This is a genomic window from Streptomyces qaidamensis, assembly GCF_001611795.1.
GTDB lineage: Bacteria > Actinomycetota > Actinomycetes > Streptomycetales > Streptomycetaceae > Streptomyces > Streptomyces qaidamensis.
The window spans coordinates 2669419-2693125 of the sequence record NZ_CP015098.1; the positions used below are offsets into that span (position 1 = coordinate 2669419).

General features: G+C 72.7%; 23 protein-coding genes. 11 read left to right on the forward strand and 12 right to left on the reverse strand.

The window, feature by feature from the left end; translation table 11 throughout:
- Positions 1-5 precede the first annotated feature (5 nt).
- The gene (locus A4E84_RS11670; protein WP_237304892.1) at positions 6-3272 is read right to left on the reverse strand and encodes a BTAD domain-containing putative transcriptional regulator; all 3267 of its coding nucleotides are present in this window, start codon (positions 3270-3272) and stop codon (positions 6-8) included.
- A gap of 562 nt (positions 3273-3834) precedes the next feature.
- On the opposite strand from A4E84_RS11670, the gene A4E84_RS11675 reads away from it, so the two are divergent.
- On the forward strand, positions 3835-4632 hold the full coding sequence (locus A4E84_RS11675) for a site-2 protease family protein (RefSeq protein WP_062926503.1): 798 nt from the start codon (positions 3835-3837) through the stop codon (positions 4630-4632).
- Positions 4633-4642: 10 nt separating this feature from the next.
- Here the strand turns inward: A4E84_RS11675 and A4E84_RS11680 are convergent, their stop codons facing one another.
- The 3 genes from A4E84_RS11680 to A4E84_RS11690 form a co-directional block, all read right to left on the reverse strand.
- Complete coding sequence (locus tag A4E84_RS11680; RefSeq protein WP_033305983.1) at positions 4643-4822, reverse strand: hypothetical protein; 180 nt, start codon at positions 4820-4822, stop codon at positions 4643-4645.
- A gap of 72 nt (positions 4823-4894) precedes the next feature.
- Positions 4895-5614 carry an NADPH-dependent F420 reductase gene (gene npdG / locus A4E84_RS11685; RefSeq protein ID WP_062926504.1) on the reverse strand — a complete coding sequence of 240 codons (720 nt, stop codon included), beginning with the start codon at positions 5612-5614 and terminating at the stop codon, positions 4895-4897.
- Between the two features lie 38 nt (positions 5615-5652).
- Positions 5653-6726 (reverse strand): sialidase family protein, encoded by a 1074-nt coding sequence (locus A4E84_RS11690; RefSeq protein WP_062926505.1) that lies wholly within the window; start codon positions 6724-6726, stop codon positions 5653-5655.
- A 118-nt stretch (positions 6727-6844) separates the two neighbouring features.
- Here A4E84_RS11690 and A4E84_RS11695 point away from each other — a divergent pair, with 118 nt between their 5' ends.
- Positions 6845-7447, forward strand: a complete 603-nt coding sequence (locus tag A4E84_RS11695; RefSeq protein ID WP_062926506.1) for a hypothetical protein — start codon at positions 6845-6847, stop codon at positions 7445-7447.
- A 73-nt stretch (positions 7448-7520) separates the two neighbouring features.
- Here the strand turns inward: A4E84_RS11695 and A4E84_RS11700 are convergent, their stop codons facing one another.
- Positions 7521-7754: a hypothetical protein gene (locus A4E84_RS11700; RefSeq protein ID WP_062926507.1), complete on the reverse strand. Its 234-nt coding sequence runs from the start codon at positions 7752-7754 to the stop codon at positions 7521-7523.
- A gap of 58 nt (positions 7755-7812) precedes the next feature.
- Here A4E84_RS11700 and map point away from each other — a divergent pair, with 58 nt between their 5' ends.
- Positions 7813-8670, forward strand: a complete 858-nt coding sequence (map, locus tag A4E84_RS11705; protein WP_062926508.1) for a type I methionyl aminopeptidase — start codon at positions 7813-7815, stop codon at positions 8668-8670.
- A gap of 109 nt (positions 8671-8779) precedes the next feature.
- Entirely contained in the window at positions 8780-9433 is a 654-nt protein-coding gene (locus A4E84_RS11710) for a biliverdin-producing heme oxygenase (RefSeq protein WP_062926509.1), read from the forward strand.
- 87 nt (positions 9434-9520) lie between these two features.
- Here the strand turns inward: A4E84_RS11710 and A4E84_RS11715 are convergent, their stop codons facing one another.
- Positions 9521-9727: a hypothetical protein gene (locus A4E84_RS11715; protein WP_063827559.1), complete on the reverse strand. Its 207-nt coding sequence runs from the start codon at positions 9725-9727 to the stop codon at positions 9521-9523.
- A 98-nt stretch (positions 9728-9825) separates the two neighbouring features.
- Positions 9826-10470: a PhzF family phenazine biosynthesis protein gene (locus A4E84_RS11720; RefSeq protein ID WP_062931404.1), complete on the reverse strand. Its 645-nt coding sequence runs from the start codon at positions 10468-10470 to the stop codon at positions 9826-9828.
- Between the two features lie 162 nt (positions 10471-10632).
- On the opposite strand from A4E84_RS11720, the gene efeO reads away from it, so the two are divergent.
- From efeO to A4E84_RS11740, 4 genes are all read left to right on the forward strand, one after another.
- Positions 10633-11781, forward strand: coding sequence for an iron uptake system protein EfeO (efeO, locus tag A4E84_RS11725; RefSeq protein ID WP_062926511.1), 1149 nt, complete (start codon positions 10633-10635; stop codon positions 11779-11781).
- A gap of 11 nt (positions 11782-11792) precedes the next feature.
- Positions 11793-13028, forward strand: a complete 1236-nt coding sequence (gene efeB, locus A4E84_RS11730) for an iron uptake transporter deferrochelatase/peroxidase subunit (protein WP_062926512.1) — start codon at positions 11793-11795, stop codon at positions 13026-13028.
- A gap of 4 nt (positions 13029-13032) precedes the next feature.
- Positions 13033-13866: an iron uptake transporter permease EfeU gene (efeU, locus tag A4E84_RS11735; protein WP_062926513.1), complete on the forward strand. Its 834-nt coding sequence runs from the start codon at positions 13033-13035 to the stop codon at positions 13864-13866.
- Between the two features lie 365 nt (positions 13867-14231).
- On the forward strand, positions 14232-15224 hold the full coding sequence (locus A4E84_RS11740; RefSeq protein ID WP_062926514.1) for an SCO2278 family lipoprotein: 993 nt from the start codon (positions 14232-14234) through the stop codon (positions 15222-15224).
- Between the two features lie 3 nt (positions 15225-15227).
- Here the strand turns inward: A4E84_RS11740 and A4E84_RS11745 are convergent, their stop codons facing one another.
- A complete protein-coding gene (locus tag A4E84_RS11745) occupies positions 15228-15968 on the reverse strand; it encodes a bifunctional DNA primase/polymerase (protein ID WP_062926515.1) in 741 nt (246 codons plus the stop codon).
- A 209-nt stretch (positions 15969-16177) separates the two neighbouring features.
- On the opposite strand from A4E84_RS11745, the gene A4E84_RS11750 reads away from it, so the two are divergent.
- Positions 16178-17035 (forward strand): glycerophosphodiester phosphodiesterase, encoded by an 858-nt coding sequence (locus tag A4E84_RS11750; RefSeq protein ID WP_062931405.1) that lies wholly within the window; start codon positions 16178-16180, stop codon positions 17033-17035.
- On the opposite strand, the gene A4E84_RS11755 is transcribed toward A4E84_RS11750, so the two are convergent.
- Positions 17014-17655 (reverse strand): TetR/AcrR family transcriptional regulator, encoded by a 642-nt coding sequence (locus tag A4E84_RS11755; protein WP_062926516.1) that lies wholly within the window; start codon positions 17653-17655, stop codon positions 17014-17016. The two genes, A4E84_RS11750 and A4E84_RS11755, sit on opposite strands and share 22 nt — an antisense overlap.
- A gap of 106 nt (positions 17656-17761) precedes the next feature.
- Between A4E84_RS11755 and A4E84_RS11760 the strand changes: the two genes are divergently transcribed.
- Together A4E84_RS11760 and A4E84_RS11765 are read left to right on the forward strand one after the other, a co-directional pair.
- Positions 17762-17971 carry a DUF6243 family protein gene (locus A4E84_RS11760; RefSeq protein WP_174569420.1) on the forward strand — a complete coding sequence of 70 codons (210 nt, stop codon included), beginning with the start codon at positions 17762-17764 and terminating at the stop codon, positions 17969-17971.
- Positions 17972-18103: 132 nt separating this feature from the next.
- The gene (locus A4E84_RS11765) at positions 18104-19477 is read left to right on the forward strand and encodes a S28 family serine protease (RefSeq protein ID WP_062926517.1); all 1374 of its coding nucleotides are present in this window, start codon (positions 18104-18106) and stop codon (positions 19475-19477) included.
- Positions 19478-19630: 153 nt separating this feature from the next.
- On the opposite strand, the gene A4E84_RS11770 is transcribed toward A4E84_RS11765, so the two are convergent.
- The 3 genes from A4E84_RS11770 to A4E84_RS11785 all read right to left on the reverse strand — a co-directional run bounded on the left by A4E84_RS11770 (position 19631) and on the right by A4E84_RS11785 (position 23691).
- Positions 19631-20614 carry a small ribosomal subunit Rsm22 family protein gene (locus A4E84_RS11770; protein WP_062926518.1) on the reverse strand — a complete coding sequence of 328 codons (984 nt, stop codon included), beginning with the start codon at positions 20612-20614 and terminating at the stop codon, positions 19631-19633.
- A gap of 585 nt (positions 20615-21199) precedes the next feature.
- Positions 21200-22378, reverse strand: coding sequence for a serine hydrolase domain-containing protein (locus A4E84_RS11780; RefSeq protein ID WP_062926520.1), 1179 nt, complete (start codon positions 22376-22378; stop codon positions 21200-21202).
- Entirely contained in the window at positions 22321-23691 is a 1371-nt protein-coding gene (locus A4E84_RS11785; protein WP_062931407.1) for a multidrug effflux MFS transporter, read from the reverse strand. Before A4E84_RS11785 ends, A4E84_RS11780 begins: the two co-directional genes overlap by 58 nt.
- Between the last annotated feature and the right edge of the window lie 16 nt (positions 23692-23707).

Sequence of the window (23707 nt, forward strand, 5' to 3'; positions counted from 1 at the left end):
CGATGTCACAGCAGGGCGGTGGCCTCGTCGAGGGAGAGGCCCCCGCCCGCCGCGTACGCGGCCTCGTAGGCCGGGTCGCCGAGCAGCGCCCGGGCCTGCCGCTCCGTGCGCTCGCGGGTCTCGCGCTCCTGCCGCTGGGCGATGTGACCGGGCGGCAGCAGGGCGTCGAAGGCGCCCAGGCAGCGGGCCGCGTCCTCGGCGCGCCCTCCGCCGTCGACACCGGCCAGGGCCCAGGCGCCGATGATCAGGTACCCCGAGCGCATGTACGGCGCGATGGCCGTGGACAGCGGATCGGCGGCCCGCTCCAGGGCCTTGCGAATCAGGCGCAGGCACTCCTCGTACCGGCCGTCGGCGGCGTCCAGCCAGGCCTCCGCGCCGAGGATGAACGCGTCGAAGACGATGAAGTGGGCGATACGGAAATCCTGCCGCAGCCGGCCCAGTTGCTCGCGTGCCTCCGTGGTGCGGCCCGTCAGCCCGAGCCAGCCGGCGAGGAACAGGCGGGCGGCGGGCATGGCCTCGCTGTGCGAGTCCTCGCGCTGGGCGATCACCTCACGCAGCAGCCGCTCGCCGCGTTCGCCGTCGCCCGCCTCCAGCAGCGCGCTGCCCAGCCGGGCGCTGAGCACCGCCGCCTGGGCGCGGGCGCCGAGGTGTTCGGCATGGGCGATGGCCGCCTCGTAGTCCGCGGCGGCCAGGGCGTAGTGGCCCTTGCGCTCGTGGGCCTCCGCACGGGCGGAGAGGGCCTCGGCGGTGCCCCAGGCGTCACCGAGGCGCCGGTAGATCTCCAGCGACTCGTCGGCGTCGTGGGCGGCGTCGCCGGCCCAGTCGGTGCGGTTGGCGAGGAAGTTGGCCCGCATCTGCAGGCCGGAGGCGAGCTCCCAGTCGAAGCCCGGGGTCTGCCGGCAGGTGCGGATGGACGCGTCGATGATGACGCGCAGCCGGTCCATGTCGCCGGTCAGCATCACGGCGAAGAACCAGAGCAGGCCGGGGAGCCGGCAGTTCTGCGGCAGACCGGGCTCGTACGTCCCGGCGATGGCGCGCAGCTTCCGCTGGGAGTCCGGGTTCTGCCAGGCGTCCAGCTCGGTGTCCATGCAGGCGAGATGGGCGAGGTGAATACCGCGCCGGGCCTCCCACAGGACCTCGCCGGTCATCGGGGGCGGGGCGTCGGTGCAGCGGTGCCAGACGGGGGCCGCGGGGCGGACGGGTTCGGTGAAGGGGTCGGGGCCGAGGGCCATGACCTCGCGGCACCAGTTGCGGGCCTCGATGCGCAGGTCGCGCATCTGCCAGTACCAGACGAGGGACAGCGCCAGGCACAGCGCCTCCTGCTCGTCGCGCAGGGCGACGGCGTGCCGCAGCGCGGTCCGCAGGTTCTCGTACTCGCGCTCCAGCCGGTGGATGGCGGCGAGCTGGCCGGGGCCGCGCAGTAACGGGTCGGTGACGCGGGCCAGTTCACGGAAGTACGTCAGATGGGCCCGCTCGGCCTCGGCGCGCTGCCCGGACTCGCCCAGCCGCTCGGCGGCGTACTCGGCGACCGTCTCCAGCAGCCGGTAGCGCATCTCCCCGTCGGCGGACCCGTCCGGCGGGGCGGCCACGACCAGGGAGCGGTCGACGAGGGAGCCGAGCGCTTCCAGGGCGCCCGGCCCGCACACCGCCTCGGCGGCGGGCAGGTCGCAGCCGCCGGCGAACACCGACAGCCGCCGCAGGACGTCGCGTTCCTCCTCGTCGAGCAGGTCCCAGGACCAGTCGACGACCGCTCTGAGGGTCTGCTGGCGGGGCAGGACGGTGCGGCTGCCGGAGGTGAGGAGACGGAAGCGGTCGTCCAGCCGGTCGGCGATCTGGCGGGGCGTGAGCATCCGCAGCCGGGCGGCGGCCAGTTCGATGGCCAGCGGCAGGCCGTCGAGGCGGCGGCAGATCTCGGCACACGCCCCGGGGTCGTCCTCGATCCGGAAGCCGGGCCGGGCCGCCGCGCCCCGTTCGGCCAGCAGCCGCAGCGCCACCGGCTCGGGCAGCGGCTCCACCGGCCGCAGCAACTCGCCCGGAACACCGAGGGGTTCACGGCTGGTGGCCAGGACGGTGAGGTCCGGGCAGCGCGCCAGCAGCTCCTCGGCGAGCCGGGCGGCGGCGTCGACGACGTGCTCGCAGTTGTCGAGGATCAGCAGCATGCGGGGCCGGGAGCAGTGCTCGGCGAGCCGCTCGACGGGGTCGTCGAGCCGGTCGGCGACGGCGGCGCGGATGCCCTCGGCGCCGGCGCCGTACAGCACGGTCTCCCGGGCGCCGACGGCGGTGAGCACGGCCTCCGGCACGGCGTCCGGGTCGTCGACGGGGGCGAGTTCGGCCAGCCACACACCGCCGGGCATGGCCTCGCGCACGGTCTCCGCGGCCTCCTGCGACAGCCGGGTCTTCCCGGCACCGCCGGGCCCGAGCAGGGTGACCAGCCGGGCCTCCGCGAGATCCCCGCGGATGGTCTCGATGTCGGCCTCCCGGCCGATGAACGAGGTGAGGCGGGCACGGAGGTTGCCGGCGAGCAGCCGGGCCGGCGCGGGCACCGGTGCGTCCCCCAGCCGGAGCAACTCCGCGTGCAGGGAACGCAGTTCTGGCCCCGGGTCGGCGCCGAGGCGGTCGGCGAGGAGGCGCCGGACGTCCTCGAAGGCGTCCAGCGCCTCCGCCGCACGGCCGGCGTCCCGCAGGGCGCGCAGACGCAGGGCCTGGAGGGGCTCGTCCAGGGGGTGGCTGTCGCACAGGGCGGTCAGCTCCGGCAGGGACTGCTCGGCCCGGCCCAGGGCGAGGGCGGCGGTGTGGCGGGCCCGGAGCGCGTCCAGACGGCGGGTGTCCCGGCGGGCCGCCTCGGCGGTGCGGTCGGGCAGGTCGGCGAGAGCGGGGCCGCGCCACAGGGCGAGGGCGTCGTCGAGGACCACGGCGGCCTTGGCGGGGTCGCCGTCGGCCAGCGCCCGCACCCCCTCGCCGGCCAGCCGCTCGAACCGGTGCAGGTCGACGTCGTCGGGCGCGGCCGTCAGCCGGTACCCGCCCTCGACGGAGGCGACCGCGCCGGCCCCGAGCGCCCGCCGCAGCCGCCCGACCAGCGCCTGCAACGCCCCCGGAGCGTCGGCGGGCGGCTGCCCGCCCCACACCTCGTCGACGAGCAGCCCCACGGGCACGGTCCGACCGGCCCGCAGCGCGAGCACGGTCAGCAACGCACGCAGCCGCGCCCCACCGACCGGAACGACCGAACCGTCACTGCGGAGCGCCTGCGTGGTGCCGAGGATGCGGTAGTGCACGGGGTCATTGTCTCCGGTGATACGGGGGCGGTCACGAGGTTTCCGCGGCGTTGCGCGGGTGGGCAGGCCGGGAAACCGGGGCCCCTTACGTCGCCGGTAGAGAGTCGGACAGGGATGTCCGAGAAACGGCGCAAGGACGGGACGTACCGGGTGACCGAGAAGATCCGTTGCCTTTCACGGGTCGGCTCCCCCGCGTGCCCCGGTTACGTGTTCCTGCCCCCCGGTTACGTGTTCCTGCCCGACGAGGAGATCGTCACCCCCATCCGGACGAGACGGATCACTGGCGATTCGTGCCTCTTGGTACCACCTTCGCGGAGCGCTGGCAGAGCATGGAGACCTCCGAAATCGGCGAGGATCTGGTCCGCGCCGGCATCACGGTCCGATGCCACCCGCCGGGACGGGGTGGGCTGGTTGCGGAGATACGGAAGATTTCCGGGAACGTCTTGCGAAGTTCCCGAGGTGGACGAGCCCCTACGGGCGACCGGGACCCGCGCCCCCTCCTGTCTCTCCTCTCTGGAAAACTCGCACTGCATGCTCACCACCACCCACCAGGAGCCCGCCCATGACCACCGTCCCTCGCACGCGCGATCAGCGGATCAGCCCTGTCTTCCTAGGGATCACTGCTGTTACGGCGGTCACCGGATGGGCGGTGTGGACGGATTTCGCCGCGTCTCCAGGGCTGGCCGTCTTCCTTTTCGTGACCTCGGCCTGGGTGGTCTCTCTGTGTCTCCACGAGTACGCGCACGCTCGTACCGCGTTGCACTCAGGCGACATCACCGTGGGGGCCAAGGGCTACTTGAGCCTCAATCCTCTCGCCTACACACACGCCCTGCTCAGCATCGTGCTCCCGGTGATCTTCGTGATCATGGGTGGCATCGGCCTGCCCGGCGGCGCCGTGTTCATCGAGCGGAACCGGATCCAGGGGCGCTGGAAGCACAGCCTGATCTCGGCGGCGGGCCCGCTGACCAACGTGCTGTTCGCCGTCGTCTGCACCGCCCCGTTCTGGCTGGACGCCCTGGACGGGGTGCCGAACGACTTCCGGTTCGCGCTGGCGTTCCTCGCGCTGCTCCAGGTGACGGCCGCGCTGCTGAACTTCCTGCCGGTACCGGGCCTGGACGGCTACGGCGTCATCGAGCCGTGGCTGTCGTACAGCATCCGGCGCCAGGTGGAGCCGTTCGCGCCGTTCGGCCTGCTGTTCGTGTTCGCGCTGCTGTGGCTGCCGGCGGTGAACGGCGTCTTCTTCGACGTGGTCGACACGATCCTGAAGTCCCTCGGCATCAGCGACTTCGAGACGTACTGCGGTCAGGAGCTGTACCGCTTCTGGCAGGGCTCGAACGAGTTCTGCTCGGCGGCTCCCTGACGGCCGCGGGTCAGCCGGCGACGGACTTCCGCTGCTTGGCGCGCTTGGCGTAGTACCAGCACATGTTGGACGACAGGCCCGCCAGCAGCACCCACACGATCCCCAGGAAGCTGCCCCGCGTGAAGGAGACCACGGCGGCGGCCACGGAGAGCACGCAGACGATCAGGGCGTAGAGGGCGAGGCGGGGCATGGGGTCGACTCCTGTCGGGGGACACTGCGGCACTGCTGGTGCCGTCCAGTGTCCCCCATGTACGTCACCGGCTCACACGTCGGTGACGCGCAGGCCCGCGTGCGCCTTGTACCGGCGGTTCACGGAGATCAGGTTCGCCACCAGCGACTCCACCTGGTGGGCGTTGCGCAGCCGTCCGGCGAAGATGCCGCGCATGCCGGGGATGCGGCCGGCGAGGGCCTGGACGATCTCGACGTCGGCGCGGACCTCGCCGAGCACCATCACGTCGGTGTCGATCTCGTCGATCTCCGGGTCCTGGAGCAGCACGGCCGACAGGTGGTGGAAGGCGGCCGTGACCCGGGAGTCCGGCAGCAGGGCGGCGGCCTGCTCGGCGGCGCTGCCCTCCTCGGGCTTGAGGGCGTAGGCGCCCTTCTTGTCGAAGCCGAGCGGGTTGACGCAGTCGACGACGAGCTTGCCGGCCAGTTCCTCGCGCAGGGATCCGAGGGTCTTGCCATGGCCGTCCCAGGGCACGGCGACGATCACGATGTCGCTGCGGCGGGCGGTCTCGGCGTTGTCGGCGCCCTCGACGCCGTGGCCGAGTTCTCCGGCGGCCGCCTGAGCGCGGTCGGCGGCACGCGAGCCGATGATCACCTTCTGGCCGGCCTTGGCGAGCCGGTAGGCCAGGCCCTTGCCCTGCGGCCCGGTCCCGCCGAGCACGCCCACCACGAGTCCGGAGACGTCGGGCAGGTCCCAGGGGTCCTTGGCGGGGGCCTTCTGGGCGTTGTCGGCGGCAGCACTGTCGGTAGAGGTCATGGCCCCGACTCTACGACCGCCCCACCGCGCCGGGAGGCTCAGGTCAGCTCTGTCAGGGGCACCCGCCGGAAGGTGATCGTCTCGTAGGCGCTGAAGTCTCCGGTCTCGTAGAGCAGGCCCACGGTGCCGGCGTCGACGCGCACGAGATCCGAGTAGGCGGCGGGCAGGCCGTCCACGGTGTGCGCCGGGCGCCAGGTGGTGCCGGCGTCGATGGAGGCACGGATCGTCATCAGGGCGCGGAAGCCCGGGTCGGCGGGGCCGGAGTACAGGAGCAGGTCGGGGTCGCGGAGTTGCAGGACGGCCGCCTCGCAGACGGGGGCGGTGAGACCGGCCTGGGGACGGAAGGGCTTCGCCAGGGTCTGTCCGCCGTCGGCCGAGTGCGCGTCGGCGCGGGTGCCGGGTGAGGGCGAGTCGTTGCGGGTGTTGAGGTAGACGCGGCCGTCGGGGAGTTCGGCGGCGGTGGTCTCGTTGGCGTTGATGTAGCCGTCGGGGTTGTCGTCGACGTAGCCGATCCGCCAGGTGGTGCCCTCGTCGTCGCTGAGCAGGCAGTGGCCGCCGTTGTACCTGCCCTCGGTGCCGTTGTCGGTGCCGGTGGGCGGCAGGGAGTGGTTGGCGGGGACGACGACCCTGCCGGTGCTCAGCTGGATCGCGTGGCCGGGGGTGGTGGCGTACCAGCGCCATTCGGGGCGCTTGGTCTGCTGGGTGATCTCCTTCGGAGCGGACCAGGTGCGGCCCTCGTCGTCGCTGTGCTGCACCCACACGCGGCGTCCGTCGGCCGCGCTCACCTTGCCGCGCCGGATGGCGTCCTCGGTGGCGAGGGCCGCGTTGCGCACATGCACGAGGAGGACGCGGCCGGTGCCGAGGACGACGGGCGCGGGGTTGCCGGCGAGGGCGTCGCCGTTGCGGGCGGCGACCTGGAGCGGGCCCCAGGTGCGGCCGCCGTCCGAGGAGCGTTTCAGCACGATGTCGATGTTCCCGAAGTCGTCCCGGGAGCCGACCCTGCCTTCGCAGAAGGCGAGCAGGTCACCGGTGCCGGTGGCGACGACGGCGGGGATACGGAAACTGGCGTACCCCTCCCGTCCGGCGCGGAAGGGGACGCTGGTCTCGGTCATCGGCGGGTTCCTCCGGTCGTTCGACGGCGGTACGGGTGACCGGTCGGCCTACCCAGCCCGGGCGAATGCGGGGTGAACCGCACGTCACGAGTGACCGTTCGGGGCAGGATGCGCTCCCATGGATGCGGTTCGGGTCGCGTTGCTGCGGGAAGTGCTCGCCGGGACGGAGTGGCTGGGGGCGACGCGGCGGTTCGCCGGGGCGCTGCGCGGCTCGGTGGTGTCGCACGGGGGCGGGCTGCTGCTGGTCGGCACGCCGGAGTACGAGCCGTGGCATCTCGCCGCGCACCTGGTGGACGAGGCCGCCTGGTCGGGCACGCCGGAGCTGGCCCCGACTCTGGTGCGGCACGGCGCGCGCCCTTCGGATCCGGCGCATCTGGCGGTCGGTCTGGGCCGGCTGGAGGCGGCACGGCGGGGCGAGACGCTGCTGGTGGTCGCCCCCGCGACGCCCGCCGCGCCCCTCGTGGAACGGGTGTCCGACGCCCGTCGGGCCGGAGCGACGGTCCTGGCCCTCGGCCCCGGGCAGGGCGAGCTGCCGTCCATGGCGCACGAGGTCCTGGCCGTGCCCGACGGTTCGGAACTGGACCTCGACACGGTGCAGCACCTGGTCAGCGCGGCGGCCGGGGAGAACGCCCTGCCGGCCCCGCGCGGGCGGCGCCGCTTCCGGGACCGGGTGGCGCGCCTGGCGGAGCACCTCACGGCCCCGCCGCCGGCCCGCTGGTGACGTCCGGGCCTCCTTCGGTGAGCCGTTGCGAACGCCCGGGTCCGCGGCCGGCGCGACCCCGGGCGTCGGGGGATCAGTTCTCGTCGTCCCGGCTGCCCGCCGGGGCGTCGTGCCACTTGGGGTCGTTCTCCCACTGGAGGTTGCGCTCGCGGGCGGTCGCCATCGCGTGTTCGGCCTCCGTGCGGGAGGCGTACGGCCCGAACCGGTCCTTGCCCGGGCACTCCGGCCCCTCCTCGACCTTCTTGTGCTCCAGGCAGTAGTACCACTCACCCGGCTTGCCGACCGTGCGCTTTTTGAACAGGGCCATGACCAGCTCCTCTCGCCATCGACATGTTCCCCCATGGCCGCTGGTTAGACTCGCTGGCATGTCTGGCCAGTCGCTGCTCGCACCGGGGGAGCTGTCCCCCACCCGTCCCGTGCCCGGAAACATCCGCCGCCCCGAATACGTCGGCAAGCCCGCGCCGACGCCGTACACCGGACCGGAGGTGCAGACGCCCGAGACCATCGAGGCGATGCGCGTGGCCGGCCGGATCGCGGCCCGGGCGATGGCGGAGGCCGCGAAGCTGATCGCCCCCGGGGTGACCACGGACGAGCTGGACAGAGTCGCGCACGAGTACATGTGCGACCACGGCGCCTACCCTTCGACGCTGGGCTACCGGGGCTTCCCGAAGTCGCTGTGCTCGTCGGTCAACGAGGTCATCTGCCACGGCATCCCGGACTCGACGGTGCTGCGCGACGGCGACATCGTCAACCTCGACGTGACGGCGTACATCGGCGGTGTGCACGGCGACAACAACGCCACCTACCTGGTGGGTGACGTCGACGAGGAGTCGCGGCTGCTGGTGGAGCGGACCCGGGAGTCCCTGGAGCGGGCGATCAAGGCGGTCAAGCCGGGCCGGCAGATCAACATCATCGGCCGGGTCATCGAGTCGTACGCCAAGCGCTTCGGCTACGGGGTGGTCCGCGACTTCACCGGGCACGGCATCAACTCGTCGTTCCACTCGGGCCTGATCATCCCGCACTACGACAGCCGGCACGCGACGACGGTCATCCAGCCCGGCATGACGTTCACGATCGAGCCGATGCTGACGCTCGGGACGCACGAGTACGACATGTGGGACGACGGCTGGACGGTCGTCACGAAGGACCGGAAGCGGACGGCCCAGTTCGAGCACACGCTGGTGGTGACGGACTCGGGCGCGGAGATCCTCACGCTGCCGTAGCCGGCCTTCCCGCACACCACCGCACGGCCCGCCCTCCCTTCCTCCCGGGGGCGGGTCGTTCCTTTCGGCGTCAGGTTTTTACCGACAGCCCGTCGGGAAAAGTACGCCCATGGAATCCTTCTCCGCGCTCCTTCGGACCGCTTCTCGCGAACAGCACGAGGAGGTCAGGGGCTCGACCTTCATCGGCGACCTGCTGGGGCACAAACTGGGGGTCGACGCGTTCGCGCGCTACACGGAGCAGCTGTGGTTCGTGTACGGCGCGCTGGAGGCCGGCGCCCGGCAGCTCGCCGCGGACCCGGTGGCCGGCCCCTTCGTCCGGCCGGAGCTGTTCCGGACGGCGGCGCTGGAGCGGGACCTGGAGCACCTGCGGGGCCCCGGATGGCGGAGGACGGTCAGCGCGCTGCCGGCCACCCTGGAGTACGCGGAACGGATCACGGCGTGCGCCCGCGACTGGCCGGCCGGCTACATCGCCCACCACTACACCCGCTACATGGGCGACCTCTCCGGCGGGCAGATCATCCGCGACACTGCCGAGAAGACATGGGGCTTTTCGAAGAAGGGCGACGGAGTCCGCTTCTACGTCTTCGAGGAGATCCCCAACCCGGCCGCCTTCAAGCGGGCTTACTGCGAGCTGCTGGACGCCGTGCCCGGTGACGAGCTGGAGCGGCAGCGGATCGTGGCCGAGTGCAAGCGGGCGTACGGGCTGAACAACGCGGTGTTCGAGGCGCTGGGCGAGGAGTTCACCCTGATCGGACGCTCATAGCGAGAGAACCCCTGAAGGGGCGGGGCCCCCTCGCGCGTGGCGAGGGGGCCCCGGTGCCGGCTCGGCGGGGAGCCGGGTCCGTCCTGCTCAGATGTCGAACGGACCGTTGTGGCAGACGGCCCCGCCCCACTCGATCTCGGCGGTCTCGGCCTCGAGCTCACCGAAGTACGGGCTGCACGCCACGTGGTGGTCGTCGCGGTACTCCGCGTCGTCGTTGGCGGAGGCCGCCGTCGCACCGGTGGCGGACAGGGCGGCGGTCAGGGCGACGACGGCCAGAGCGGATCGAATGCGCATGAGATTCCTCTCGCGGTGGTGCTTGGTCACGGCCAGAGGTCCCCGTTCACCGCCGTCCACACACGCTGTTCCACCCGTATGGACGCGCTCCGTCCGGGTCAGCGTTCGAGGTGGACCCGGCCGCCGACCTCGGTCCATCCGCCCGGCTGGGGCGCGGTCAGGATCTGGGAGCCCGCGCCCTGGGTGATGTTCAGGGCCCGGCCCAGCCGGTCGGTGAGCAGCAGGGCCGCGGCCCCGGTCGCCTCGTCCTCGTCGATGCCGTCGCCCCGGCCGGGGAAGGCCCGGGCCCGGATGCGCCCGGCGGGCTCGTCCTCCCACGCCCAGGCGTACACCCACTCCCCCGGCGGCGGCACGGCCAGGTCGTCGACCTCGGCGGCGCTGCCGTAGCGGCGCAGCGTCCGCGGCGGCACCCACTCCGCCCGGGCCTCGATCCAGCAGAACTCCCCGTCCTGCCGGGCGCCGACCACGCCTGCGGGGGTGACCAGTTCGGGCACGTCGAGCAGCCATGCCGCGCCGACGCAGGGGTGCCCGGCGAAGGGCAGCCGCAGCGTCGGGGTGTAGATGTCGATCACTCCGCGCTCGGGATCGTCGACGAACACGGTCTCGCTGAATCCGACCTTCGCGGCGAACGCCTGCCGTTCGTCCCGCCCGGGCATCACGGATCCCTCGCGCACGACCCCGAGCTCGTTGCCGTACCCACCGTTCGGCCCGCAGAAGACGCGGAGCACGTCGTAGTCAGTCACGAGGGGCATTCTCGCCGGTCAGGGGCGCACCCCGATGCGCCAGGGGTCGCGAGGCGACCTTTGACCGTCCCTTGACGCAGCCATGGGGGCGATTTTGAGCCACTTAGGTAATCCTTATGTGCCGTCTTAGGTGAGCCTCACCTTCTCTCCCCTGGAGCCCTCATGCGACCCGCCCGTCCCGTTTCCGTCGTCATCGCCGCCGCGGCGGCCCTGGCCGCCGTCACGGGCTGCACCGAGAAGAGCGACGCGAAGGACGGCGACCACGTCATCAACGTGACGGCGACGGACGACAAGTGCCAGGTGTCGAAGAAGGAGTTCCCGGCCGGGCACGTCGAGCTGGCCGTCGAGAACAAGGGCTCCAAGGTCACCGAGGTCTACGTCCTCTTCCCCGACGACCGCGTGGTCACCGAGCGGGAGAACATAGGCCCCGGCACCAAGCAGCGGGTCACCGCCGAGGTGAAGGCCGGTGACTACCAGATCGCGTGCAAGCCCGGCATGAAGGGCGACGGCGTGCGCCAGGCCGTCAAGGCCACCGGCGGCAAGGCCGTCCAGCGCGACCCGCGCCTGGACAAGGCCGTGGCGGCCTACCGCGCCTACGCGCAAGCGCAGGCCGACGAGACGCTGCCGAAGGCCGAGGCCTTCGCCGAGGCCGTCAGGGACGGCGACATCGAGGCGGCGAAGAAGGCATACGCGCCCTCCCGCATCGGCTGGGAGCGTACCGAGCCGGTCGCCGAGTCCTTCGGCGACATCGACCCCAAGGTCGACGTCCGCGAGGACGGCCTGGCGGACGGCCAGGACCCGGCCACCGACTGGACGGGCTGGCACCGCCTGGAGAAGGCCCTCTGGCAGGACAAGAAGATCGGCGACCGCGAGAAGGACCTCGCCGACCTGCTGATCAAGGACCTGAAGGACTGGCAGAGCCGGGTCGGCAAGGCCGAGATCACCCCCACCTCCATGGCCAACGGTGCCAAGGAACTCCTCGACGAGGTCGCCACCGGCAAGGTCACCGGCGAGGAGGAGCGCTACTCGCACACCGACCTGGTCGACTTCAAAGCGAACGTCGAGGGCGCGCAGAAGTCGTACGACCTGCTGAAGCCGGTCGCCAAGGAGAACGACGCGGCCCTCGTCACCGAACTCGACGAGCAGTTCGCGGCCCTGGACAAGTTGCTCGACCGGTACCGTCCGGACACGACGTCGTACGACTTCACCTCCTACGACAAGGTCGGCAAGGCCGACCGCAAGGAGCTCTCGGACGCGGTCAACGCCCTGGCGGAGCCCCTGTCGAAGCTCGCCGCGGCCGTGGTGAAGTAGCGGGGGACACGATGACCGACACCAACTCCCCTTCCCCCAGCCGCCGTTCGCTGCTCGGCTGGGGCGGCGCGGGCCTGGCGCTCGGCGCGGCCGCGGCGGGCGGCGCGGTGGCGATGGCCCGCACCGAGGACGACACCGAGCCGGCCGGTGCGGCGATCGCCTTCCACGGCCCGCACCAGGCGGGCATCACCACCCCGGTGCAGGACCGCCTGCACTTCGCCGCGTTCGACGTGACGACCGACGACCGGGACGCCTTCGTCCGGCTGCTGAAGGACTGGACGGCGGCCGCCCGGCGCATGACGGCCGGCCACGCCGTCGGCGAGGGCGCCTACGGCGGACTGCCCGAGGCGCCCCCGGACGACACCGGCGAGGCCCTGGGCCTGAAGCCCTCCCGCCTGACCCTCACGATCGGCTTCGGCCCGTCCCTGTTCGAGAAGTTCGGCCTCACGGACCGCCGCCCGCAGGCCCTGGTCGACCTGCCGAAGTTCGCGGGCGACAACCTGGACAAGAACCGCAGCGGCGGCGACCTGTGCATCCAGGCCTGCGCCGACGACCCCCAGGTCGCGGTCCACGCCGTGCGCAACCTGGCCCGCATCGGCTTCGGCAAGGTCGTCATCAAGTGGTCGCAGCTCGGCTTCGGCAAGACCTCCTCCACCACGCCCGAGGCGCAGACCCCCCGCAATCTCATGGGCTTCAAGGACGGCACCCGCAACATCGCGGGCACGCAGACGGACCGCCTGAAGAAGTTCGTCTGGGTGGACGGCAAGGACGGCCCGCCCTGGATGGAGGGCGGCTCCTACCTGGTCGCCCGCCGCATCCGCATGCACATCGAGACCTGGGACCGCACCTCGCTGCGGGAGCAGGAGGACATCTTCGGCCGCGACAAGGGCGAGGGCGCCCCGGTCGGCAAGGCCAAGGAGCGCGACGAGCCGTTCCTGAAGGCGATGAAGCCCGACGCGCACGTCCGGCTCGCGCACCCCGACACCAACCACGGGGCGACGATCCTGCGCCGCGGCTACTCCTTCACCGACGGCACGGACGGCCTCGGCCGCCTGGACGCGGGCCTGTTCTTCCTGGCCTACCAGCGCGACGTCCGCGAGGGCTTCATCCCGATCCAGCGCAGCCTGGCCGCGGACGCGCTCAACGAGTACATCCAGCACGTGGGTTCGGCGCTCTTCGCGATCCCGCCGGGCGTCCGCGACAAGGACGACTGGTGGGGCCGGACGCTGTTCTCGAAGGAGGCCTGACCCGGTGTTCTCCAACTACCTGATCGGTCTGCGCGAGGGCCTGGAGGCGAGCCTCGTCGTCTGCATCCTCATCGCCTACCTGGTCAAGACCGGCCGCAGGGACGCCCTGAAGCCGATCTGGGCCGGCATAGCCGTCGCGATCACCCTCGCGTTCGGCTTCGGCTGCGCCCTCGAATTCGGCTCCCAGGAGCTGACGTTCCGGGCGCAGGAGGCACTCGGCGGCTCCCTGTCGATCCTCGCGGTCGGCCTGGTGACGTGGATGGTGTTCTGGATGCGCCGCACCGCCCGGCACCTCAAGTCGGAGCTGCACGGCAGGCTGGACGCCGCGCTGGCGATGGGCACGGCCGCGCTGGTCGCGACGGCCTTCCTCGCGGTGGGCCGGGAGGGCCTGGAGACGGCCCTGTTCGTCTGGGCCTCGGTCCACGCGGCGAGCGACGGCACGCCGCGCCCCCTGCTCGGCGTCGCCCTGGGCCTCCTGACTGCGGTCCTCCTGGGCTGGCTGTTCTACCGGGGCGCGCTGCGCATCAACCTGGCCAGGTTCTTCACGTGGACCGGCGGCATGCTGGTGGTCGTCGCGGCCGGCGTCCTGGCCTACGGCTTCCACGACCTCCAGGAGGCCGACTTCCTGCCCGGCCTCACCGACAAGGCCTTCGACATCTCCGGCACGCTCCCCCCGGACAGCTGGTACGGCACGCTCCTGAAGGGCGTTTTCAACTTCCAGCCCGACCCCACCGCACTCCAAGCAGCGGTCTGGCTCCTGTACCTGATCCCGGTCCTGGCCCTGTTCCTGGCACCGACCCGAACGACGGCCCCGACTCCGGTGCGCGACAAGGCATGACGTCGCACCGCCCTTGACCCCGAGGCCGGATGGGGTGCGCGACTCGACGCAATGAGGTGCCTCCCCCACGCCCAACCGTGCCGCCCCTGGCGGCACGCATGCCGCAGCTGGCGTGGCCCGCACCCGCCGTCGTACGCAAGGGGCCGTGTCGGGGGGGTGTCCGCCCGCAGCGGTTGGCGCGTCAACGCCAGTCAGTCGGTGTGGGGGTCCATCGCGCCGTTCCGAGGACGGACACCCCCCGGCGCGGCCCCGACCCACCACCGGCGTCAGGCGAAGCGGACGCGCATGCCCACCCCACCCCCGGCCCAACCGCCGGAGGCACCCGGTAGGGTTCGCCTCCGGAAAGGGGAAGGTGAAGGTACCCGATGAGCAGGGATCGCGACCCTCGAACGCTCCGCAGGCCCGCCCGGAGCGCCCTCATAGCAACCTCGGCGACCGCTTTGTCGCTCACGGCCAGTGGATGCGTCGTCGTGCACGGCGAACGTGAGGTCCTCCCGTCCACGACCCGCGCCGAAGCCACGAAGGCCCTCCAGGAGTTCACGACCGCGTACAACGAGGCCGACAAGGCCTACGACGGCACCCTGGACGCCGACCACACCACCGGCGCCCTCGCCGACATCGACTCGGCCCGCCTCAAGGCCGGGAAGGCGAACAACCCGGACGGCAACCCGAACCACACCCCGCTGACGCTGACGGACGCGAAGTTCACCATCCCCAAGAAGGCCGGCTGGCCCCGCTGGTTCGTCGTCGACGCGGTCGGCAACAAGGGCGGCACCGCCCGCTGGCTGCTGGTGTTCACCCGCAGCAGCCTGGACGACCCCTTCCAGGTGGCGTACCTGACGCTCGTCGCCCCGGGCAAGGTCCCGCAGTTCAAGAAGGACGCCGACGGCTGGGCCGAGCCCGTCCCCGTGAACTCCACCGACCTGGCCACGGCCCCCGGCAACCTGAGCCGGACGTACTCGACGTATCTGAAGGACGGCGGAGAGACCTTCACGGACGGCCCCCACACCAGCCAGTGGCGTGCCCTGCGCCAGAAGAACTCCAAGAAGCCGGGCATGGTCACCCAGTACATCGACGAGCCGCTGACGAACGGCGACTACGCCCCCCTGGCGCTGCGCACGGCGGACGGCGGGGCACTGGTGTTCTTCACCACACGCCACTTCGAGAAGCAGACCGCCTACGCGGGCACGTCCGTCCCCACCCCCAACAAAGACGTCCTCGCCCTGACGAAGGGCGAGATCAAGCAGTCCTTCATGATGGAGTTCGTCTCCAACGGGGTGGCGCTGGACCCCAAGGGCCAGGGCAAGGTGACGATCCTGGGCAGGATCCAGGGCCTGACGTCGGCGGAGGGCTCGTAGGCCTCAGTGCCGCAGGGGCCAGCCCGCCCCGGCGGAGTGGTCCGCGTCCTCACCGATGTAGCGCGCACAGACCTCCGTGAGTACCTCCAGCAGGCTCAGCGGATCCGGCAGCGCGTGCACCGGCCCGCGGACCCACCGCACCCCCTGGTCCTCACCGGGCAGCCGAGCCGGCGGCACGAGGACGTAGGAGCCCCGACAGTGCCAGCGCAGCCCGGGGTGCTCGTCCGCCGTCTCGGGGTGGCAGTCCAGTTCGCACGGCCACCACTCGTCCTCGTCCTCGGGCGTGCCGCGGGTGAGCGTGAAGAAGAGGAGGCGTCCGTCGTCGCTCTCGGCGACCGGCCCGACCTCGACCCCGGCGGCGAGCAGCCGCTCCAAGGCGTCGCGACCGGCATCGAGGGGCACGTCCAGGACGTCGTGCACCATGCCGGTCGCGGTGATGAAGTTGGCCTGCGGCTGATGGCGGGCCCAGCGCTCGATCTGGGCGCCGTCGGTGGTCGACTGCGTCTGCCAGGCGAAGGACACCGGGTGCCGGGCGGGAGTGGGACAGCCGACCCGGTCGCAGGAGCAGCGGTACCCGGCCGCCGGGTGGGCCGCGGGCGCGAGGGGCAGTCCCGCACCGGCGGCGGCGAGCAGCAGGGCCTCACGGCCGCCGTCCCCGGCGTCCTCCTTCGGCCGGCGCCCGGCGCGCAGCCACTGGGTGAGTTTGCCCTGCAGGCCGGTCCGGCCGCCGAACTCCGCGCTCATCTATCCCCTCGCCTCGCCGTCGTGCGGAACAGCATGCCTCATGGTCCCATCTTCCCGCGCACCGGGGGGCCAGTGCCCACCATCCAGGACAGGAAGGACGCAACGTACAGCGGGCGCCCGAAGGGAGAAGAAGCGGCGAACGCCGCTTCCCACCATGATCGGGTGTCATTGCCCGCTTTGCCATGACATGGCGTCCTACCGTGGTCGCCATGGTCACATGGATCGCGCTGACGGGTCTGGCCTCCGTGGCTTCCGTGGTCTCACTGACCCTCACAGGCCCCGGCGGCCGTGCCCCGGCCCCGCTGGAGTGGGGCGCGGGTCCGCTGACCGTGGCGGCCCTGCCCCGGATCACGTACGTCGCGCACCGCGGCGGCGCCCGTGAGGTCCCCGAGAACAGCATGGCGGGGCTGACGACCGCCTACGAGCGCGGGACGGCGCAGGTGCTGGACTTCGACACGCGGCTGCTGCGCGACGGCACGCCGGTGGTGTTCCACGACGAGACCCTGAACCGCACCACCTACCTCGGCGGCGCGGTGGGCGGTCTGGACGCCCGGGAGTGGCAGGGCGTACGGCTGCGCCCGAAGGACAGGCTCCCCGGGAGCTGGCGGTCGGAGCGGCCGCCGACGGTCGCCGAGGTGCTGGATCGTTTCGGCGGGCGGATCGTGCTGATGCTGGAGGCGAAGGACCCGCGGAGCCTGGACCGGCTGGCCGCGCTGATCCGGGCCCGCGGCCTGACCCGCTCGGTGTTCGTGAACTCCAACGACCCGGAGGTGGCCCGGCGCGTTCACCGCCTGGGGCTGCTCGCGCAGCTGTGGCGCTCGGCGCAGCAGTTGCGCACGGACCGGCCGGAGCGCTGGCGGTCGTTCGTGGACCTGCTGGACGTGGACCACCGGGCGCGGGACGCGGACCTGGTGCGGGCGGTGAACTCGGGGATCGCCCGGGTGTGGGCGCACACCGTGCTGACGGACGCGCAGCGGGACCGGGTGCTGGCGCTGGGCTGCGGCGGCGTGATCACGGACGCCCCGGGGCGCCTGGCCCGGGCCGCTCAGCGCGGGGCCAGGCCGTGAAGGGCGTAGTCGACGAGGGTGTCGGTGTACTCGTAGGAGATCGGGCCGGTGTGCTGGAGCCAGCGCTGGGCGAGCGGGGAGATGAAGAACTCCAGGGCGATGCGCGGTTCGATCTCGGGCCGCACCTGGCCGGCCTCCTGCGCGGCACGCAGCCGGCCGATGTAGAGGTCGAGTGAGGGCTGCATCAGCTTGGCGACGAGCTCGCGCCCGAGCTGCTCGTTGACGACGCCCTCGGCGGCCAGCGCGCGGGACGGCACATCGAATTTCGGGTCGCGCATCTGGTCGACGGTGGCGCGCAGGACGCCCTTGACGTCGGCGGCGAGGTCGCCGGTGTCCGGGAAGACGTACGGCTCCGGCCCGGCCTCCGGTACGGCCTGCTCGGCCAGGTCGAGGAACGCCTCCATCAGGACGTCCGCCTTGGACGACCACCACCGGTAGATCGTCTGCTTGCCGACACCGGCGCGGGCGGCGATGCCCTCGATGGTGGTCTTCGGATAGCCCACCTCGACGACGAGTGCGAGGGCGGCGTCGTAGATGGCGCGGCGGGACTTCTCGCTGCGCCGGGTGGAGTCGGGGGCGGGCTTGCCGGGGGCGGGCTGGGCGGATTTCTGGGCGGCCATGGATCGAATTTATCAGGTTGACAAGACGGAGCGTCTCGCGGACAGTGAAGCGGTAAGCACGAGACGAACCGTCTCGTTGCGAAGAACCCCACGGAGGGAGTCGGGGATGACCCGAGGCGGAGCCGGAAACATGCTGGGTGTCGGGGGATCGCGCAGGAACCTCGGTCGCAACGCGCTGCGCGGCGGCGGCCGGGCCGGCCGGATCGGCGGCGGTATCGACCCGCAGGCGCAGAAACGTGAACTGCTGCGCAAGCTCCAGGAGAAGCGACAGCAGCGGGAGGGAAAGGAGGAGGGCACGGCCGGCGAGGTGTCGTGAGCCTCCCCCGCGCGAGGGAGAGGCGGGCCCCCGCGCGCGGGATCCCCCCGGGACGTCCGGCGGATGTACTGAGGCGGTCGCGGCCCGCGACCGGCGCACACCGCCGCACAGACACCCGGGAGGACTCGGCTCATGACCGCATGGACCAGACGACGGCTGCTCACCTCGGCAGCGGCTACGGCCCTCCCGGCGGCGGGCCTCGCCACCGCGACGGCCCGGCCCGCACGGGCGGCGGCAGCGACGGCCCGCACCGGGGACGCCGACGTGGCCGAAGCCTTGAGGGCCCTGCCCGGACTGCGTCTGATCGAGGAGCGGCAGGACGCCGAACCGGGGTACCGGCACTTCGTCCTGGGCCTGCGCCAGCCGGCCGACCACACGAACCCCGCCGCGGGCACCTTCGAGCAGCGCCTCACCCTGCTCCACACCGCCGCCGACCGCCCCACCGTGCTGTTCAGCACGGGCTACCACGCGGTCCTCATCCCCCGGCGGACCGAACCGGCCGTGCTGCTCGGCGCCAACCAACTCCAGGTCGAACACCGCTATTTCGGCACCTCACGCCCCGCGGGCCCCGGCTACGCCCACCTCACGATCCGCCAGGCCGCCGACGACCACCACCGCGTCGTGCGGCTCTTCCGCCGGCTCTACCCCGGCGCGTGGATCTCCACCGGCGGCAGCAAGGGTGGCATGGCGAGCGTCTACCACCGCCGTTTCCATCCCCATGACGTGAACGGCACGGTGGTCTACTCGGCCCCGAACAACGCCGACGACCGCGACGACTCCGCGTACCTCCGCTTCCTGGAGACGGTCGGCACCCCCGCCGCCCGGGAGGCCCTGCAGGCGGCCCAGCGGGCGATCCTGCTGCGCCGGACCGTGATGGCCGCCCGCTACGAGGCCTGGGCGGCCGCCGGCGGCGACACCTTCCGGCTGGTCGGCAGCGCCGACAGGGCACTCGAAATCGCCGTCCTGCGTGCGCCGTTCATGTTCTGGCAGCGCGGCACCCCGGCCGACGTCGCGGCGATCCCCGGCCCCGGGGCGACGGACGGCGAGCTGTACACCTGGCTGGACGACACGGCGGGCCTGGCGCTGTACGCCGACACGACCGCCCGGAACTACATCCCGTACTGGTACCAGATCGGCACCCAGCTCGGTTACGGCAGCTTCCCCACCGCGCACCTCGCCGACCTGCTCCGCCACCCGGGCGCCACCGAGCCGCGCAGTTTCGTCCCCCGGGACGTCCCCCTGCGCTTCGACCGGGCCGCCATGCCCGACGTCGACCGCTGGGTCCGGCGGCGCGGCAGCCGGCTGCTGTTCGTCAACGGCACCCAGGACCCGTCGGTGGCCGAGCACTTCCACCCCGGGGGCCCGGACTCACGGGTGCTGTGGGTGCCGGGCGGGAATCACGGGGCCGACCTCGCGGACCTCTCCCCCGCCGACCGGGCGTCGGCCGAGGACACGCTGGTCCGCTGGACGGGTCAGGAGTACTTCACGCACACGTTGGGCACGTAGCCGACGGTGCCGCGGTAGTTGACCTCGCGCCAGTGGTGGTAGCTGTCGATCCCGCAGGTGTTCTTGTACGAGCCGCCGTCGACGCCCTTGATGTCGCAGCCCTCGGTGCCCTGCCACGACGCGAGTTGATTGTCATGCGTACCTGACAGCAGCTCAGGAGGGCGGCCAGGCGTCTCCCCAGTCGGCGTCGCGTGCGGCCTTGTACAGGTCGCCGTGGCGCTTGGTGACGGTGGCGCGGCGCAGGGACGGTTCGCTTTCGCACAGGTCGAGGAGGACCTGGCCCTTGCGGATCTGGGGGCGCCGGACGACCCGGTTGGCAGCCGGTTCGACGGGGAAACGGGCGGCGGCGACGTAGGCGAACTTCTCGTCCTCGTAGGCGAGGGAGCCGCCCTTGACCTGGCGGTGCAGGGAGGAGCGGCTGACCCGGGCGGAGAAGTGGCACCAGTCCGTGCCGGGCGCGATGGGGCAGGCGGCACTGTGCGGGCAGGGGGCGGCGATGCGGAAGCCGGCCGTGATCAGCCGGTCGCGGGCCTCGATGAGGCGGGCGTAGCCGTCGGGGGTGCCGGGCTCGACGATCACGACGGCCTGTGCGGCGGCCGCGGCGGCGTCGACGAGGGCCGTGCGGTCGGCGGCGGTCAGCTCGTTGAGGACGTAGGAGACGGTGACGAGGTCCGTGCTGTCGAGGGTGAGCGCCGCTCCGATCCGGGAGCGCTGCCAGCGTACGTCCCGCAGTTCCGGGTTGGCCGCGGCGATCTCCCGCCCCAGGGCGAGCGCGGGCTCGGCCCAGTCGAGCACGGTGACGGGCCGCTCCCCGCCCCAGACCGCGTTCACGGCCCAGGCGGCGGCGCCCGTGCCCCCACCGAGGTCGGTGTGCCCGCCCGGCACCCACGCGGGCACGGCGTCCGCGAACGCCTCCAGCGCGGCGCGTACGGCCTCGAAGGTCGCGGGCATCCGGTAGGCGGCGTAGGCGGCGACGTCGGCCCGGTCCCGGAGGATGGGTGCGTCGGTCGGGGGGGCCCCCCGGTAGCTGGCGATCAGCCGCTCGACCGCCTGCGAGGCCTGCCGGGGCGGCAGCCCGTCGAGCAGACCGGCAAGAGCGGCACGGAGATTTTCGGCCGGGGGTGCGGGGGCGTTCACCCGGCGATTCTACGAGGCGGCCCGGGGCGGGCGCGGCGCTCACCCAGGGCGGCGGTCCGCGCCCGGGCTTCAGGCCACCGTCGGACGGCGCCGCCACCGTCCGCCTCCGCCCCGGAGCCGGGGCCGAGACCGGTCTGGGACCGGAGCCGGGGCCGGGACCGGGGCCGGGACCGGGTCCGGGGCCGAGACCAGGTCCGGGACCGGGACCGGGGCCGAGACCGGGACCGGGACCAGGTCCGGGGCCGAGACCAGGTCCGGGACCGGGACCGGGACCGGGACCGGGACCGAGACCGGAACCGGAACCGGGTCCGGGTCCGAGACCGGCCCGCCCCGGCTCGGCTCGGCGGCCAAGCCATGTCCGCCGCAACCTGACCGTCGCGGCCGCCGCGACCGCCGTAACCTCCACGACCGTCCGGACCACGGCGCACGACGGGCCGGGAAGAGGCCGGGCTCCCCCGGGCCGCCCGGCCGGTCACCGCGGGACGACGCGACGGCCCCCACGCAGACGCGTCCGCCGCCCAAGCCGTGAGGCGACGACACCACTCCCCGACCGGGCGCCCCGGCTCGCCCCTCACCGGAGGAGGGTCACCGCACCGCCCGCGCCACCCGTGACGCCGCTGCCGCTCTCGGGGCGCTGTCCGGGTGGCGGCGGCGTGGGTGGACCGCGTTCGTGAGGAGGATCAGGAAGGTGTCCGTGGCCGGGTCGAGGACGAGGGACGTGCCGGTGAAGCCCGTGTGGCCCGCCGCGCCACGGCCCGCCAGGTCGCCCATGAACCAGGGCTGGTCGAGGGAGAAGCCGAGGCCCGGCGGGGTGAAGAGGAGCTCGACGAAGTCGGGGCCGAGGATGCGGGCCGGGCCGTGGGAGCCGCCGGCGAGGAGGGTGCGGCAGAACACCGCGAGGTCCCGGCCGGTGGAGAACAGGCCCGCGTGGCCGGCCACGCCCCCGAGGGCCCAGGCGTTCTCGTCGTGGACCTCGCCCCGCAGCATTCCCCGGTCCGCCTTGGCCCACGGCCGCCGCTGGTCCTCCGTCGCCGCGGCGCCCGGGCAGGGCCCGAAGTCCGTCGCCGTCATGCCCAGCGGCCGGGTGATGCCGTCGTGGACGAGGACGTCGAGGGTGCGGCCGGTGACGCGTTCCAGGACGTACTGGAGGAGGAGCATGTTGAGGTCGGAGTAGCGGTACGTGCCCGGTACCCCGACCGGCGACTCCGCCTGGAGCGCGGCGAGCCGCTGCGCGTCGTCGGCGTAGTCGTAAAGGGGCAGTTCGGGCCGCAGCCCCGACGTGTGGGTGAGCAGTTGCCGCACGGTGATGCCGTGCCGGGCGGCCGCCGTGAAGTCGGGCAGGTACGCCCCGACTCTCGCGTCGATGCCGAGCGTGCCGCGCTCGATCTGCTGCACGGCGGCCACGGACGTGAACAGCTTGGTCAGGGACGCCAGGTCGAAGGGCGTACCGACGGTCATCGGGACCCGGTCCTCGGGGGGCAGTTCCACCCCCGCGTCGGCCTCGGGGTCGTAGGCGGCGTAGCGCACGGCCCACCCCGCGGCCTCCTCCACCGCGATCACCGGGCCGCGTCCGACGACCAGGACCGCTCCGGGCGCCCAGGGGCGCTGCCCGGTGGTCAGGACGTGGACCTCCCGGACGAGGTGACGCAGCTCCGCGGGGTCGAGTCCGGCCCGTTCCGGCGTGCCGTCGCGCAGTCTGGGTGCGCTCAGCTGACTGCTCCCTCCACGCTCGGGCGGCTGCTCTCCTTCTTCCAGGGTCGGCACATTCCCATGAAGCAGGCCAGTGCCACCAGTGCGGCGGCCAGTTGGACGACGGCCATCGGGAGGGCGGTGTCCTCCCCGGCGACGCCGACGAGCGGCGAGGCGATCGCGCCGATGAGGAACGAGGTGGTGCCGAGCAGGGCCGACGCCGAACCGGCGGCGTGCTTGGTGCGCATCAGGGCGAGGGCCTGGGTGTTGGGCAGGGTGATGCCCATCGCGGACATCAGCACGAACAGCGCGGCGGCGACGGGCACGAGCCCGACCTCGCCGAAGACGCCCAAGGACATCAGCAGCAGCGCGGTCGCGGCGGTGATGACGATCGCGAGGCCGATGCCCAGCACCCGGTCGAGGCTGACCCGGCCGACCAGGATCTTGCCGTTGATCTGGCCGACGAGGACCAGTCCGACGGAGTTGACGCCGAACAGCAGGCTGAACGTCTGCGGGGAGGCGCCGTAGATCTCCTGGATGACGAACGGGGAGGCCGAGATGTAGGCGAACAGGGAGGCGAAGGCGAAGCCGCCGGCGAGGGTGTAGCCGGCGAAGGAGCGGTCCGCGAGCAGGCCCCGCATCGAGCGCAGGGCCTCGCCGACGCCGCCGCTGTGCCGCTCGGCGGGCGGCAGGGTCTCGGGCAGCCGCGCCCACACCAGGACCCCGATGAGCACGCCGATGACCGTGAGGACGGCGAACACACCCCGCCAGTCCGTGACGCGCAGGACCTGCCCGCCGATCAGCGGCGCCACGACCGGGGCGACCCCAGAGATCAGCATGAGGGTGGAGAAGAAGCGGGCCATGGCCATGCCGTCGTAGAGGTCGCGGACGACGGCCCGGGCGATCACTATGGCGGCTGCGCCCGCGAGGCCCTGGGCCAGCCGGAAGGCCACCAACAGCTCGACGGTGGGGGCGAGCGCGCACAGCACGGTGGCGACGACGAAGACGGCGAGCCCGGCGAGCAGCGGACGGCGGCGCCCCCACCGGTCGCTCATCGGCCCGACCACGAGCTGCCCGAGCGCCATGCCGGCCAGGCAGGCCGTGAGGGTGAGCTGCACGGTCGCGGCGGGCGCGTGCAGGGAACGGGTGACCTGAGGCAGGGACGGGAGGTACATGTCCATCGCCAGCGGCGGCACGGCGGTCAGGCTTCCGAGGAGGAAGGTGACCAGGAGCCCGGTGCGGCGGTGCGGTGTGAGCTCGGGCCGCTCCGTCCCGGCCGCGGGCTCCTGCGCGGTGTCCGATGCCTCTGGCGCGGTCTTCGATGCCTCTGGCGCGGTCTTCGATGCCTCCTGCGCGGTCTTCGATATAAACGCCCCGCCCTCGGGCATGAGTCCCTCCCTCTGC